Genomic DNA, 15,032 nt, shown 5'->3' with positions numbered 1-15,032 from the left:
GGCGGTGCGATGTGCGGACGCTGCATGAAGACCTGCCCATGGAACCTCGAAGGCTTGTTCGCTGAAAAGCCGTTCCGCTGGGCGGCGATGAATGTGCCCAAAGCAGCACCCTTGCTCGCCAAGCTGGACGATGCCGCAGGACGCGGTGGCCTGAACCCTGTCAAGAAATGGTGGTGGGACCTGGAGTTACAGGCAAACGGCAGCTACGCGCCCACCAACCACCCGGTCAACTCCCGCGACCTGCAAAAGGACCTCGACCTGAAATACGAGGACCAGACGCTCGCCGTCTACCCCGCGCCGCTGGCACCCCATCCCTACCCCTACCCCGATCCGATGGACCGGGAAGCCGGGATCGAGGCCTATACCAAGATGGTCAGCGCGGACGAGCACAAGGCGCGGCTGGCCAAAGGCGACACATCCCATTTGCACCGTCGCAAGGACACCACCGAAAGCCCGGTGGTGCCTGTGGTGGTAAGCAAGGTCGAGAAAATGTCGCCGACAGTCACCAAATACGAATTCCGCCATGTCGACGGGCAAGACCTGCCCGAATGGACGGCAGGCGGGCATCTTGATCTCGTCGTGGCACCGGAGTTCCTGCGCCAATACTCCATGTCCGGTGATCCGGCGGATCGGTCGGTCTATCAGATCGGCGTCCTGCGCGAGGAACAGGGGCGTGGCGGGTCGGCGCTCTTGCATCGCATCTTTGCCGAAGGGCGGCGGGTCTTCGTGTCGAAACCCATCAACCATTTTCCGCTGGTCGAGGACGCGACATTCACATGGCTCATGGGCGGCGGGATCGGCGTCACCCCGATGATTGCCATGGCGCACCGCCTGCACGCGCTGGGGCGGCCCTTTGCCCTGCATTACTCGCTGAAAACCCGCGCCGAGGCCGGATATCTGGACGATCTGGCCAATATGCCTTGGGCCGACAAGGTACACATTCATGTCAGCAACGAAGGCACCCGCGCCGATCTGGATGCGCTGCTTCCAGACTACATGGGCGGCCAGCATATCTACACCTGCGGGCCTGACCTTTACATGAACGCCGTCATGGAAGCCGCTGAACGCAAGGGATTTCCAGACGACGCAAAACATCTCGAATATTTCGCCGTTCCCGAACTTCCCGAGTACGAAAACCACCCCTTCACGCTCACCCTCAGCGATGGACGCAGCTTCAACGTACCGGCAGATCAGACGGCGACGGATGTTCTCAACGCCAATGGCGTGGCGGTGGACGTGAAATGTTCGGACGGGATTTGCGGGGTGTGCAAGGCGCGGGTTCTGTCGGGCGCGGTCGAGCACCGGGATTTCGTGCTGTCCAAGGCGCAACGGCAGGACAAGATCATCCTCTGCCAGTCGCGCGCGGCCGAGCCGGATGGAGAGATCACGATCGAATTGTAAGCGGCTGAAATCCTTAAAAGGATTTCAGCAGAATTTTCGACGAAATTGGCTGCGCGGTCCACCAAAGAACCGCGCAGCCGGACAGCTTTAGCTGTCGGCTTCCGGCATCAGCCCTTCGGTCTGTGCCACCGCCAGTTCATCGGCATTGATGAGACCGTCCCCATCGGCATCCACCGCCATGAACGTGTCCGTTGTGACTTCGGGCAGGATCGCCTGCACCTCTTCCAGAGACAGCATCCCATCCTGATTGGTATCTGCGGCCATATAGTCGGCGGCAAAGGCGGCCACCGGCAGCGTGATCAGGCTTGCAGCGATCAGTCGGGTCAATGTCAGTGTCATGTTGGTCTCCCATTCGGTCCTGTTGACGAAGCACCGCGTCTTGCGGCCTTCACGAGGTATGAGCGCGAAACCCGTCCTCGCGTCCCGTCCACCGGGGACGATGGCGCAGACCTGCCCAAATCCGCCCATGCGCTGCGCAATCCGCCGCGCAAAACAGGCCGCGTTTCGCCATCGGCGGAAACCCCCGGGATGGTCGGGGGTTTTCCCGCCGCCATACTACGCGCCATGGACACAACACATCTTTCCCGCCTGCGCGCCCGCGCCCGCCGCCTGACGCGCAGCCCGCAGGATGCCGAAGACCTCTGCCACGAGGTCTGTCTGGCGTTTCTGGAACAAGAAGCCCTAGGCGCGCGGATCGCGCGCCCCTTGCCCTATATGATGACCGCGCTGCGCCATGCCGCCGTGGCGCGGTCGCGGCGGCTGGCGCGCGAAGCGCCGCTGGACGAAGGCGCTGAACCCCAGGTAGGTGACGCGGCGCTGGCCTGTCTCTGTTCCGAGGTGCTGGCGCATCTGGATCACCTGCCCGCCCCGGACCGCGCCTTGTTGCGGCGCGTGGCGTTCGAGGGGGTCACGCCCTCTGAACTGGCCGAGGAGATGGACGTGCCCGTGGGGACAATCATGTCCCGGCTCGCCCGCGCCCGTGCGCGCCTGCGGGAGGTCGCGGGGATTGCGTCGGTGTTTTGATCTTTCGCCCGACGGCACGTCGGGCGGCCCCCGACCGCCCCCACGGGCGGGGGCTACACACCCACCCGCGGTCGGGGTCAGCCCTTTGCGTTCAATAACAAAAAAAGGGGGCCGCAGAGGCCCCCTTTGAAGTTTCGCTCGTCAAGCTCTCAAGTTGTACACCGCTCGGAATAATCTTGCCTGCGGCCCGACGCGCGTCAGAGGCGGGCGCACCCGCCTCGTGACTGGTTAAGGCTTAGCTGCAGCCCGATGTTGCGCCACAGGTGTTGCACTTCATGCAGGTGCCGTTGCGCACCAGCGTGTAGTTGCCGCAATCGCCGCAGGCCTCGCCTTCGTAGCCCTGCATCTTGGCCCGTGTGACCGCCGTCATGGCTGGCACCGACGTGCTCGCCTTGGCAGTTGCCACCGCTGTTGCCACGCCGCCGGTTTCAGGCACCAGCGTGTTGAGCGCGGCGACCGCATCGACGCCACCACCAAAGGCCACGGCCCCGGTCTGGCCGCCCTGCAGCACGATCAGTTCCTGCGGCAGGCGCTTGCGCAGGTAGCCGGTGGAGCTGATCTGCTTGAGCACTTCGAGCGAGCGGGAGGCCGCGGTCTCGGAGAGTTCCTTGACGTTGGACACGCCCTCTTCCTCGCCCCGGCCCAGATCGTCGAAGGTGGCGCCTTCGGGTTTCACATGCGCCAGATCGGTACGGTCCAGATAGCTGACAGCGAGTTCGCGGAAGATGTAGTCGAGGATCGAGGTCGCGTTCTTGATGCTGTCATTGCCCTGCACCATGCCCGCCGGTTCGAACTTGGTGAACGTGAAGGCATCCACGAACTCTTCCAGTGGCACGCCATACTGAAGACCAACCGACACCGCGATGGCGAAGTTGTTCATCATCGCGCGGAAGCCGGCACCTTCCTTGTGCATGTCGATGAAGATCTCGCCAAGGCTGCCGTCCTGATATTCGCCAGTGCGCAGATAGACCTTATGACCGCCGACAACCGCCTTCTGGGTATAGCCCTTGCGGCGCTCCGGCATCTTTTCGCGGTGCGACTTCTGGATTTCCTTGATGATCACCTTCTCGACGATCTTCTCGGCCAGCACCTGCGCCTTTTCGGGCATGGAGCCGGATTCGAGGATCTCCGCCGCTTCCTCATCATCTTCGACCAGTGCCGCCGCCAGCGGTTGGGACAGCTTGGAGCCGTCGCGGTAGAGCGCGTTGGCCTTGGTGCCCAACGACCAGCTCAACTCGTAGGCCTTCTGGCAGTCCTCGATGGTGGCGTCATTCGGCATGTTGATCGTTTTGGAGATCGCGCCCGAGATGAAGGACTGCGCTGCCGCCATCATCGTGATGTGGCTTTCCACCGACAGGAAGCGCTTGCCCTTCTTGCCGCAGGGGTTGGCGCAGTCGAAGACCGGGTAGTGTTCCACCTTCAGGTGCGGCGCGCCTTCCAGCGTCATCGTCCCGCAGACGTGATCATTGGCCGCGTCGATGTCCGACTTGGTGAAGCCAAGGTGACGCAGCAGGTCGAAGGTCGGGTCGTTCAGTTTGTCCGCCGGGATGCCGAGCACTTCGCGGCAGAACTCTTCGCCCAGCGTCCACTGGTTGAACACAAACCGGATGTCAAAAGCCGAGGCCAGCGCCTTGTCCACTTTCGCAAGCTGCGCCTGGCCGAACCCGTGACCTGCGAGCGAGGTGTGGTTGATGCCCGGCGCGTTGCCGATGGTGCCGTGACCGACAGCATAGGACACGATCTCTTCGATCTGCGCGCTGCCATAACCCAGCTTTTCAAGGGCAGCGGGGACGGACTGGTTGATGATCTTGAAGTACCCACCACCGGCAAGCTTCTTGAACTTCACCAGCGCAAAGTCAGGCTCGATCCCCGTGGTGTCGCAATCCATGACCAGACCGATGGTGCCTGTAGGTGCGATCACGGTGGACTGCGCGTTGCGGTAGCCGTGTTTTTCACCAAGGCGCAGCGCCTCGTCCCAGCTTGCCATCGCCAGATCAACAAGTCGGCTGTCCGGGCAGTTGGCGTGGTCCAGCGGAACCGGCTTGACCGACAGGCCTTCATACCCATCCGTCGCGCCATAGGCGGCGTTGCGGTGGTTGCGGATCACGCGGAGCATATGATCGGCGTTCTTCTTGTAGCCGGGGAATGCGCCCAACTCGCCAGCGATCTCGGCCGAGGTGGCATAAGACACGCCAGTCATGATCGCGGTCAGCGCACCACACAACGCGCGGCCTTCATCCGAGTCGTAGCTGAAGCCAAGGTTCATCAGCAGGCCACCGATATTGGCGTAACCCAGACCCAGCGTGCGGAAGTCAAAGGAGCGCTGTGCGATTTCCTTGGACGGGAACTGCGCCATCATCACCGAGATTTCCAGCGTCAGCGTCCAAAGACGTGTGGCGTGCATGTAATCTTCGGACTGGAACTCACCGTCCTTGAGGAAGGTCAGCAGGTTCATCGACGCAAGGTTACACGCGGTGTCGTCAAGGAACATGTATTCCGAGCACGGGTTGGAGCCGCGAATCTCGCCATCCGCCGGGCACGTGTGCCATTCGTTGACGGTGTCGTGGAACTGGATGCCCGGATCGGCGCAGGCCCATGCGGCGTGGCCGACATCTTCCCAAAGGTCGCGCGCCTTGATCGTTTTGGCGACGCTGCCATCGGTCCGACGGATCAGTTCCCAATCGGCATCGTCTTTGACGGCCTGAAGGAACGCGTTGGTAACGCGGATCGAGTTGTTCGAGTTCTGGCCCGACACGGATGCATAGGCCTCAGAGTCCCAATCGGTGTCATAGGTCGGGAATTCGATCGACGCATAACCCTGCCGCGCATAATCCAGCACGCGCTTGATATAGGTCTCGGGGATCATGACGTTCTTCGCTGCGCGAATTGCGTCCTTCAAGGCATTGTTTTTCTTTGGATCGTAGGCGTCTTCTTCAAGACCATCCCAAGCACCGATTGCCTTGAAGATCGCGTTGAGCATCTTCTCGTGCATCTTCGATCCAGCGACGATGCTTGCGACCTTCTGCTCTTCCTTGACCTTCCAGTTGATGAATTCCTCGATATCCGGGTGGTCGGCATCGCAGATCACCATCTTGGCCGCGCGACGCGTGGTGCCGCCCGACTTGATGGCACCCGCCGCACGGTCACCGATCTTGAGGAAGCCCATGAGACCCGAGGACTTGCCACCACCCGACAGCGGCTCGTTTGCCGCGCGGAGCGAGGAGAAGTTGGTACCGGTGCCGGAGCCATACTTGAACAGGCGCGCTTCGCGGACCCAGAGGTCCATGATACCGCCATCACCCACCAGATCGTCTGCCACGGACTGAATGAAGCACGCATGGGGCTGCGGGTGCTCATAAGCCGATGAGGATTTGGTCAGTTCGCCTGTCTTGTAGTCGACATAGAAGTGGCCTTGGCTGGGGCCGTCGATGCCATAGGCCCAGTGCAGACCGGTGTTGAACCACTGGGGGCTGTTCGGTGCCGCCTTTTGTGTGGCCAGCATGAAGCGCATTTCATCGTAATAAGCCTGCGCATCTTCTTCGGTCGTGAAGTAGCCGCCCTTCCAGCCCCAATAGGCCCAGGCGCCCGCCAGACGGTCGAACACCTGCTTGGACGAAGTCTCGCCCGTGCGCGGTGTGTCGTCGCTTTCGGGAACCGACCGCCACAGGAAGCTGGGAACGTCCTTTTCCTTGACCTTCTTCAGGGCAACGGGAACGCCCGCCTTGCGGAAATACTTCTGTGCGATGACATCACTGGCGACCTGGCTCCAGCTGTTTGGAACCTCAACATTGTCGAGCTTGAAAACCACGGAGCCGTCAGGGTTCCGAATTTCCGAGGTGGTCGAGACGAACTCGAGCCCCGCATATGCATCCTGCCCAGACGTGGTAAACTTTCTTTCGATTTTCATCGCACCGGTCTCTTTTCTCTGTGTGTACCCCATGGCCCTGCTGAGGCCGCGATTGGCACGAGTTTTCCGGTCCTGCGCGTGGTCCGCGCAGGCAAAGCGCCTCAAAAGCTGTTAACCGGTGTTCCCGTCCCTGTTGTCGGCCCAGACACTATATGTTGTGGTTGATCGAACCGACCCGCACAAACTGGCGGATATTTCACAGAGTCGTCAACACGTTTTTTACTCTTTTCGGCATAGATTTTGGGTTGACCCGCGCAGAAGACACAACCCGTAGCGATTCAACTGTGGATCACCCGTGTATAGGCCTGTGGATAAGTCGGCAGGCAAAAAGTCAATGCCACCAGAAAGTTATCCACAGGCATTTAGAATAGAGTTCAACCAACTTTCGAGACAGGTGACATACGACAGAGCACCGGGTTTCGAATCTGTTGGGACCGGCGCTGTGGCAGAGATCCCACGCACACGATGCAGAGTGTGACAGACGATCTTTGAGGCCCATCGAATGTGCCTGCGCGTCATATTTGCTGAATGTGAGAAGTGGTCGGGACGGCAAGATTCGAACTTGCGACCTACGGTACCCAAAACCGTCGCGCTACCAGACTGCGCTACGCCCCGACTGAGGCGTCGTTTACCGACCAACGCCGGAATTGGAAAGCGGTTTTTTCCTTTGATCCGTCAGGACGCACAGGCCCAGACGGCAGTGTCCGCGGTAATCGCCGGATGTCGCATCTCTGTACCTTCGTCGATGCCCAAACGATCAGCCATACCGCCATTGATCTCGAGAACGAACTGGATGTCCCGCCCACCTGGAATGCTTGTCAGATCCACCGGGATCGCATTCTCATGCACCCGCTGAACGACACCGTCACCATCTGCAAAGATCATATCAAGCGGGATCAGAGTGTTCTTCATCCAGAACGAGACTGTCTGTTCACGATCATACACAAACAGCATGCCGCTCATGGTCGGCATCTCTTCTACGAACATCAAGCCTTGGCTTCGAAGGTCAGGCGTGTCGGCCACATCGACGGAGAAACGGGCATTGCCCCAATCGCCCCGCAGGTAGACGACATCCTCGCGACACGGCGCTTCGGCCGCTACAAGCGGCGAGGCGACTAATGTGAGAACGACGCTTAGGACAGACCACTTTCCCATGGGAGCACCTCGACCGCCATCCGCCCGCGGCTGCTCTCGATGGAGCGCAGCGCAAGCGCTTCTCCCGGGAACAAATCCGAAAGACCGCAACGGCGCAAGACTTCCACATGGATAAAGATGTCTTCGGAGCGACCAAAGACATTGGCAAAGCCAAACCCTTTTGCCTTGTCGAACCACTTGACCCGCGCCGGTTCAAGCGGAGCAGCGGCGATATCTTCCGCCGAGACGCCTGTGAAATCCTCCAGAGGTGCAACTCCGGACTGCACCGGCGGCGTGATGCTCAAGACTTCGACCGCCTGAAGCCCCCGAGTCGTGCTCTGAACAACCACCTCGATCCGCGCGCCATCCGCGACAGACCCCTGCCCGTAGTTTCGAAGCACATTAGCGTGCAGCAGAATATCTGGCCCGCCCTGATCCGAGACCAGGAAACCGAAACCTTTGGCTGGGTCAAACCACTTTACGTGTCCAGCGATACGTGAGTCAGGTTGTTGTGACTGTTCCACGATTTTTTCCAACATCAAAAAACCCACCACCGTTTGCGGTGCCCCAACCTTAATTGCAAGTATAGGGAATAAAAGAGGAATTTCACCCCCGCAATTCACGTGACGTGAATGTCAAGGATTTAACCGACTGATTTCCCAAGTTATTTTTTTGTTAGCTTTCACCCACCGGAACCGATCATGCAGTCTGAAAGCACCATCGGCCCAGAATTCGATCTCAGTCGGCTGAATCCGAAATCCTCCCCAGAAAGGTGGACGTGCCGGAGTCGGACCCAACTTTGCCGTCAGCTTGGCAACTTCTGCCATCAATTCAGTCCGCGATCCGAGTGGCCGCGACTGTTGCGACGCCCAAGCGCCAAGACGACTTTTCAGCGATCTCGACGCATAATAAGCATCCGCTTTTTCACCCTCCTCGCGGGTGACGGTCCCGCGCACGCGGATCTGACGATGCAGCGATTTCCAATGCAGGACGAAGGCCGCCTTTCCCGAGGCAGCAATCTCTTGCCCCTTGCGGCTTTCGTAGTTCGTGTAAAACACGAAAGCATCCGCTTCGATTTCCTTGAGCAGCACCATCCGGACGTTGGGCATGCCGTCGGCATCCACCGTCGATAGGGCTATCGCGTTCGGATCGCTGATCTCCGAAGCTTCTGCTTCCGCAAGCCAACGCCGTGCGATCTCGAAAGGATCATCACCTGCAAAGATTCCCGTACGATCACTCATCGCAACCTCCAATTGAGTGCGGCGCGTATATGAGATTGCCAAGGCTTGTCCACAGCAGATTCGTATCAACACAAACCCAGCGGCGAAGTCCCGCCATTCACAGCCTTGCCCGGCAGTCATCCATCGCCTAAACGATGGGCACACCGAACAACAAAGGGCGTGGCACCATGAAAAGCGAAATTATGGCCGGAAAGCGCGGGCTTATCATGGGCCTCGCCAACGACAAATCGATTGCGTGGGGCATCGCACGGGCGCTTGGCGACGCGGGAGCCGAACTGGCCTTTTCCTATCAGGGCGATGCGCTGAAAAAACGCGTCGATCCGTTGGCCGCGCAACTGGGATCGGACATCGTTCTGCCTTGCGACGTCAGTGACGCGGCATCAATCGATTCGCTGTTCGAAAGCCTCAAGCAGCGTTGGGACAGTCTCGACTTCGTGGTGCATGCCATCGGCTTTTCTGACAAGAACGAATTGCGCGGACGCTATGTAGACACAAGCCGTGACAATTTCATGATGACCATGGACATCTCGGTCTATTCCTTCACCGCCGTGATGCAACGTGCTGAAAAGATGATGACCAACGGCGGCTCGGCCCTGACCATGACCTATTATGGCGCAGAACGGATCATGCCGCATTACAACGTGATGGGTGTGGCCAAAGCAGCGCTGGAATCCTCGGTGCGCTACCTTGCCGAGGACCTTGGCAAGGACGGCATCCGCGTCAATGCGATCAGCGCCGGTCCGATCAAGACGCTGGCCGCTTCGGGCATCGGTGATTTCCGCTACATCATGAAGTGGAACGAATACAATTCGCCGCTCCGCCGCAATGTGACCATCGAGGATGTCGGCAAATCGGCACTTTACCTGCTGTCCGACCTCGGCTCTGGTGTGACGGGTGAAACGCATCACGTCGATGCCGGCTATCACGTGGTCGGCATGAAGGCGGTCGATGCACCGGATATGAGCAAGGAATAACCCCAGATGACCACAGCGCAGTTCATCGCGTTCAACCTGACACTGCTGGCCGCCATGGCCGCGCCGGGGCCGGCTCTGCTTTATGCACTGCGACAGTCGGTAGCAGGCGGGTTCTGGACCGGTGTCGCCACGGGGGCCGGACTTGGTCTGATGGCCGCGCTCTGGACCGGAGCAGCTTTGCTCGGCCTCAATGCGGTGTTCGCCATTGTCCCGTGGGCCTATATTGCGCTCAAGACAGCTGGTGCGCTCTATCTCATCTGGATTGCCGTACAACTCTGGCGCAGCGCCAACCAACCCGTCTCGGACAGCGCGAATCCCGGCGCGCGCGCTTTCCTCGGCGGAGTGCTGGTCAACTTGGCCAATCCGAAATCGGTCCTGTTCGCCGGCGCAGTTCTGGTGGTGATCTTCCCACCCGATCTGAGCCTTTGGGCCAAAGCGCTGATCGTCGCCAATCACTTCATCGTCGAACTTGTTATCTACACCCTCTTCGCCGCCTGCCTGTCCAGCGCCCCTGCCCGCGCAGGATATATGCGGCTGAAACCGATCATCGACCGCACGGCCGCCGTGATCCTCGGCGCGCTTGGCCTGCGCCTGCTGTTCGGCCGCTGATCCAATAAAGGAGCCCGCCATGACCGATCGCCTGCCCCATGAAAAAGGATTCCACGTCAGCTGGGATCAGTTGCACCGCGATGCCCGTGCCTTGGCATGGCGGCTTCAGGGCGAAGGCCCCGACGAAGGCGGCTGGCGCGCGGTTGTCGCCATCACCCGCGGCGGCATGGCGCCTGCGATGATTGTCGCCCGCGAACTCGACATCCGCATGGTCGATACGATCAGCGTCAAGAGCTATAACCACCAGACACAGGCGGAACCCAAGGTCATCAAGTCCCCGGACATGTCCGTGGTCGGTGATGGCACCGGCGTGCTGGTGGTGGACGATCTGGTCGACACCGGCAAAACGCTCGAAGTGGTGCGCAGACACATGCCCAAAGCCCATATCGCCACGGTCTATGCCAAACCGATGGGCCGCCCGCAGGTCAACACCTTCATCACCGAGGTGAGCCAGGACACCTGGATCTTCTTCCCGTGGGACATGGCGCTGCAATATGTCGAACCCTATCGCGGCAAGGACTGACCGGGCTTCTCTGGTTCGAAAATACTTCGGGGGAGTCCGCCAATGGCGGACGGGGGCAGCGCCCCCCAAAAACTGAACAAACCAGCGCGCCGCAGGCGCACAATGTGGAAAGACACGCATGACGTCACGCACCCAGACCACATTCGCCCCACCGGTGATGGAGGCTCGTCGCTGGCTTGACGGCGTGACGTTCCCCGACAATCAACCACTCATCAATGTCAGCCAGGCCGCGCCGGTCGAACCTCCACCTGCACCCCTGCGCGCCGCCATGGCCGAAGCGCTTGAACTGCCCGAGACGCATCTCTACGGCCCGGTGCTCGGCCTTCCCGCCCTGCGCCAGGAACTGGCTGCACAGTGGTCAGCGCATTACCAGGGCACAGCACGCCCAGATCAGGTCGCGATCACGTCGGGTTGCAATCAGGCCTTTGCCGCCATCATCACGGCACTTTGCACCGAAGGGGATGAGGTTCTCCTGCCAACCCCCTGGTACTTCAACCACAAAATGTGGCTCGACATGTCGGGTGTGACCGCTGTGGCGTTGCCCACCGGCGCCGATCTGATCCCCGATGCCGAGGCCGCCCGCGCGCTGATCACGCCGCGGACCCGGGCAATTTCGCTGGTGACACCGAACAATCCCGGCGGTGTCGAATACCCGGCAGAGACACTCTCCGCATTCTTCGCCCTCGCCCGCGAGACCGGCATCAGGCTGATCGTTGATGAAACCTACCGCGATTTCGACAGCCGCTCAAACCCACCGCACAGCCTGCTCTCGGAGCCGAACTGGGACGAGACACTGATCCAGCTCTACTCCTTCTCCAAGGCTTACCGCCTCACGGGCCACCGCGTCGGAGCCGTCATTGCAGAGCCCAAACTTCTGGAAGAGGTCGAGAAATTCCTCGACACCGTCGCCATCTGCCCGTCCCAACTGGGCCAGCGCGCCGCCCTCTGGGGTCTGCAGAACCTCCGCGACTGGCTTGCGGGCGAACGCGAGGAAATCCTCGACCGTCGTGCGGTGATCCACGACCACATGCCGCTGATCGAAGCCAAAGGCTGGCGGCTCATGGGCTGCGGTGCCTATTTCGCGTATCTTGAACATCCCTTCGCCGAAAGCAGCGCCACACTGGCCCCGAAACTGGTGCAAGAAATCGGCGTGCTCGCCCTGCCCGGCACCATGTTCATGCCCGACACCGATCCCTCTGGCGCACGCCAGTTCCGCGTCGCCTTCGCCAATGTCGACCGGGCCGGGATCGAGGCGCTCTTCACCCGTCTGGCCAGCCTCGACTGGCCCCTTGCGACCCCTGTCCCCGCCGCGTAGACACGTCGCACGAATTCGCACTCAAGCAAGGGGCACACCTGCATGGCCATGGGCAAAGGCAAGCTGTCGAAGACCTTCATCTGGATTTTGATGGGGCTTCTCATCGTCGGCCTCGCAGGCTTTGGCGCAACCAGCCTGTCCGGCTCTGCCCGCAGCGTTGCCACCGTCGGCGAAAAGGAAGTGTCCACCGACGCCTACCTGCGCAGCCTGCGGACCGAAATCAATGCCTTTGCCGCCCAAGCCGGTCGCGCCGTTCCGATGTCCGAAGCGCAGATGCTCGGGATCGACCGTCAGGTTCTGGCCCAGCTTGTCACGGCACGTGGTCTCGACAACGAAGACGCCCGCATCGGCATTTCTGTCGGTGACGACGTGGTCGCAGACCAGTTGCTGCAAGTGCCGTCGTTCCAAAGCGCCGATGGCAGCTTCAACCGCGAAGCCTACAGCTTTGCCCTGCGCAATCAGGGCCTTTCGGAATCCGAGTTCGAAGAGCAGTTGCGCGACGACACGTCCCGTACGATCCTGCAAAGCGCGCTGATTGACGGCAACACATTGCCCGACACATATATCGACACTCTGCTGTCCTATACCGGCGAAACCCGCGACTTCACCTGGGCGCGCCTCACCGGATCGAACCTGCAAACCGGCCTGCCAGAGCCGTCCGAGGCCGATCTGCAAGCCTATTACGATGAAAACATCGCCAATTACACCCTGCCGGAACTGCGTGACATCACCTATGCGTGGATCACACCCGAAATGATCGTTGACACGGTGGAAGTGGACGAAGACGCGCTCCGCGCCTCCTACGAGGAACGGTTCGACGAATTCAACCTGCCCGAACGCCGCCTTGTCGAACGGCTGGTCTTCAGCACCGAGGACGCCGCAACAGAGGCCTTGAACCGTCTCGGCGACGATTTCACCTTCGAGGATCTGGTGGCCGAACGCGGCCTTGCAATGGCGGATGTCGATTTGGGCGATGTCACACGCGACACGCTGGATGGTGCGGCAGATGGTGTCTTTTCCGCCGAGACCGGCGAGGTTGTCGGGCCTCTCCAGTCCAACCTCGGCCCGGCGCTTTTCCGCGTCAATGCGGTGCTCGACGCTCAGACCACCTCGTTCGAGGACGCCCGCCCCGATCTACGCGGCGAACTGGCGCTCGACCGGGCCCGCCGCGTGATTGAAACACTCGCACAGACCATCGACGATGAACTCGCAGCTGGGGCAACGCTCGAAGAGGTTGCAAGCACCACCAAAGCCGAACTGGGACAGATCGAATGGTTCCCTGGGGCCGATGGCGAAATCGCAGCCTATGACGCCTTCCGCGAAGCTGCCGGACAACTGAACGAAGGCGATTTCCCCGAAGTGATCCAGCTTGGTGACGGTGGTGTCTTTGCCATGCGCCTTAATCGCATCCAGCCGCCCGCGCCGCAGCCCATCGAAGACGTGATCGATCAGGTCCGTCAGGGGTGGGACATTCGCGAACAGACCGCACAGTTGATGGCACAAGCCGAGGGACTGGCCGCGTCGCTTGCCAATGGCACCAGCTTTGAAGACTTGAGCCTTGCGCCGCAAACCGAAACCGGACTGGGCCGCAATGCGCAGATCGCCGACCTGCCTGCAGGCCTGCTGACCGCTGTGTTCGAAATGGGCGTCGGCGACACCCGCGGCGTGTCGGGCATCGGCGAAGTGATCCTGCTGAAACTTGACACGATCACCCCGGTCGACCGCAGTGATGGCGACATCGAAATGCTGGCACAGGCCCTGCGAAATCAGGCCTCCAACAGCATCGCCGAAGACCTTTTCCGCGCCTTTGCCACCGACGTTCAAAGCCGCGCCGGGGTCGAAATCAATCAACCCGCGATCAACGCGGTCCACGCCTTGATCCAGTAGTACAGATGGCCACCCTGACCCCAGATTTCGACAGCTTCGCCCGCGCCTATGAGGCCGGCGAGAACCGGGTGGTCTATGCCCGCCTTGCCGCTGACCTAGACACGCCTGTGTCCCTGATGCTGAAACTCACGGGTGCCGCCAAGGACGCCTTCGTGCTGGAAAGCGTGACAGGCGGCGAAGTCCGCGGTCGCTATTCGATCATCGGCATGAAGCCGGATGTGGTCTGGCAGTGCCACGGCACCCAAAGCCGCATCAACCGCGCCGCCCGATACGACCCAGAGGCGTTCGAGGCACAGGACGGTGATCCCCTGACCACGCTGCGCGCACTGATCGCTGAGTCAAAGATCTCCCTGCCCGACGATCTCCCTCAGGCCGCCGCTGGTCTCTTCGGCTATCTCGGCTATGACATGATCCGGCTGGTGGAACACCTGCCCAACATCAATCCAGACCCGCTGGGCCTGCCCGACGCGGTCATGCTGCGCCCGTCGGTCGTGGCCGTGCTGGACGGTGTCAAAGGTGAAGTGACGGTCGTGTCCCCGGCTTGGGTCAATGATGGCCTCACGGCCCGCGCCGCCTATGCGCAAGCCGCCGAGCGGGTGATGGACGCGGTGCGCGACCTCGAACGCGCGCTGCCGCAACAGGCCCGCGAAATGGGGGAAGCCGCCGAAATCGCACCGCCGGTGTCGAACTTCACCCACGAGGGGTACAAACAGGCGGTCGAGAAAGCAAAGGATTATATCCGCGCAGGGGACATCTTTCAGGTGGTCCCGGCACAGCGCTGGACGCAGGATTTCCCCCTGCCGCCCTTTGCGCTCTACCGCTCGCTGCGGCGCACCAACCCTTCGCCCTTCATGTTCTACTTCAACTTCGGCGGCTTTCAGGTGATCGGCGCCAGCCCGGAAATCCTCGTCCGGGTGTTCGGCAATGAAGTCACCATCCGCCCCATCGCGGGCACCCGCCCGCGCGGTGCAACACCCGCCGAGGACGACGCGCTCGAAGCGGATCTGCTGGCTGACGC

Annotated in this window: 13 protein-coding genes and 1 tRNA gene; 8 read left to right on the top strand and 6 right to left on the bottom strand. The window is 61.0% G+C overall.

The window, feature by feature from the left end:
* On the top strand, positions 1–1,401 hold a 1,401-nt coding region (locus JJ869_RS16965), incomplete at its 5' end, for a 2Fe-2S iron-sulfur cluster-binding protein (RefSeq protein ID WP_292268825.1).
* An 87-nt stretch (positions 1,402–1,488) separates the two neighbouring features.
* On the opposite strand, the gene JJ869_RS16960 is transcribed toward JJ869_RS16965, so the two are convergent.
* Positions 1,489–1,740: a hypothetical protein gene (locus tag JJ869_RS16960; protein ID WP_292268823.1), complete on the bottom strand. Its 252-nt coding sequence runs from the start codon at positions 1,738–1,740 to the stop codon at positions 1,489–1,491.
* A gap of 225 nt (positions 1,741–1,965) precedes the next feature.
* On the opposite strand from JJ869_RS16960, the gene JJ869_RS16955 reads away from it, so the two are divergent.
* Entirely contained in the window at positions 1,966–2,424 is a 459-nt protein-coding gene (locus JJ869_RS16955; protein ID WP_292268821.1) for an RNA polymerase sigma factor, read from the top strand.
* A gap of 235 nt (positions 2,425–2,659) precedes the next feature.
* Here the strand turns inward: JJ869_RS16955 and JJ869_RS16950 are convergent, their stop codons facing one another.
* The 5 genes from JJ869_RS16950 to pdxH all read right to left on the bottom strand — a co-directional run bounded on the left by JJ869_RS16950 (position 2,660) and on the right by pdxH (position 8,706).
* Positions 2,660–6,331 (bottom strand): vitamin B12-dependent ribonucleotide reductase, encoded by a 3,672-nt coding sequence (locus JJ869_RS16950; RefSeq protein ID WP_292268819.1) that lies wholly within the window; start codon positions 6,329–6,331, stop codon positions 2,660–2,662.
* 538 nt (positions 6,332–6,869) lie between these two features.
* A tRNA-Pro gene (locus JJ869_RS16945) sits at positions 6,870–6,946 on the bottom strand.
* 60 nt (positions 6,947–7,006) lie between these two features.
* Positions 7,007–7,486, bottom strand: a complete 480-nt coding sequence (locus JJ869_RS16940; RefSeq protein ID WP_292268817.1) for a DUF192 domain-containing protein — start codon at positions 7,484–7,486, stop codon at positions 7,007–7,009.
* Positions 7,465–7,989, bottom strand: a complete 525-nt coding sequence (locus JJ869_RS16935; RefSeq protein WP_292268815.1) for a cold-shock protein — start codon at positions 7,987–7,989, stop codon at positions 7,465–7,467. Before JJ869_RS16935 ends, JJ869_RS16940 begins: the two co-directional genes overlap by 22 nt.
* 111 nt (positions 7,990–8,100) lie before the next feature.
* Positions 8,101–8,706, bottom strand: coding sequence for a pyridoxamine 5'-phosphate oxidase (gene pdxH / locus JJ869_RS16930; protein WP_292268813.1), 606 nt, complete (start codon positions 8,704–8,706; stop codon positions 8,101–8,103).
* Between the two features lie 167 nt (positions 8,707–8,873).
* Between pdxH and fabI the strand changes: the two genes are divergently transcribed.
* The 6 genes from fabI to JJ869_RS16900 all read left to right on the top strand — a co-directional run.
* Positions 8,874–9,680 carry an enoyl-ACP reductase FabI gene (gene fabI, locus JJ869_RS16925; protein ID WP_292268811.1) on the top strand — a complete coding sequence of 269 codons (807 nt, stop codon included), beginning with the start codon at positions 8,874–8,876 and terminating at the stop codon, positions 9,678–9,680.
* A gap of 6 nt (positions 9,681–9,686) precedes the next feature.
* On the top strand, positions 9,687–10,289 hold the full coding sequence (locus JJ869_RS16920; protein ID WP_292268809.1) for a LysE family translocator: 603 nt from the start codon (positions 9,687–9,689) through the stop codon (positions 10,287–10,289).
* Positions 10,290–10,308: 19 nt separating this feature from the next.
* Positions 10,309–10,812, top strand: a complete 504-nt coding sequence (gene gpt / locus JJ869_RS16915) for a xanthine phosphoribosyltransferase (protein WP_292268807.1) — start codon at positions 10,309–10,311, stop codon at positions 10,810–10,812.
* 118 nt (positions 10,813–10,930) lie between these two features.
* Complete coding sequence (locus JJ869_RS16910) at positions 10,931–12,127, top strand: aminotransferase (protein WP_292268805.1); 1,197 nt, start codon at positions 10,931–10,933, stop codon at positions 12,125–12,127.
* A 42-nt stretch (positions 12,128–12,169) separates the two neighbouring features.
* Positions 12,170–14,014 (top strand): peptidyl-prolyl cis-trans isomerase, encoded by a 1,845-nt coding sequence (locus tag JJ869_RS16905; RefSeq protein WP_292268803.1) that lies wholly within the window; start codon positions 12,170–12,172, stop codon positions 14,012–14,014.
* A 5-nt stretch (positions 14,015–14,019) separates the two neighbouring features.
* A partial coding sequence (locus JJ869_RS16900; RefSeq protein ID WP_292268801.1) for a chorismate-binding protein occupies positions 14,020–15,032 on the top strand: 1,013 nt, incomplete at its 3' end.

Origin of the sequence: Marivita sp., assembly GCF_017643905.1 — a bacterium.
Taxonomy (GTDB): domain Bacteria; phylum Pseudomonadota; class Alphaproteobacteria; order Rhodobacterales; family Rhodobacteraceae; genus Marivita.
The sequence above is the reverse complement of the archived record's forward strand: the minus strand, read 5'-3'. Positions and strand labels throughout refer to the sequence as shown.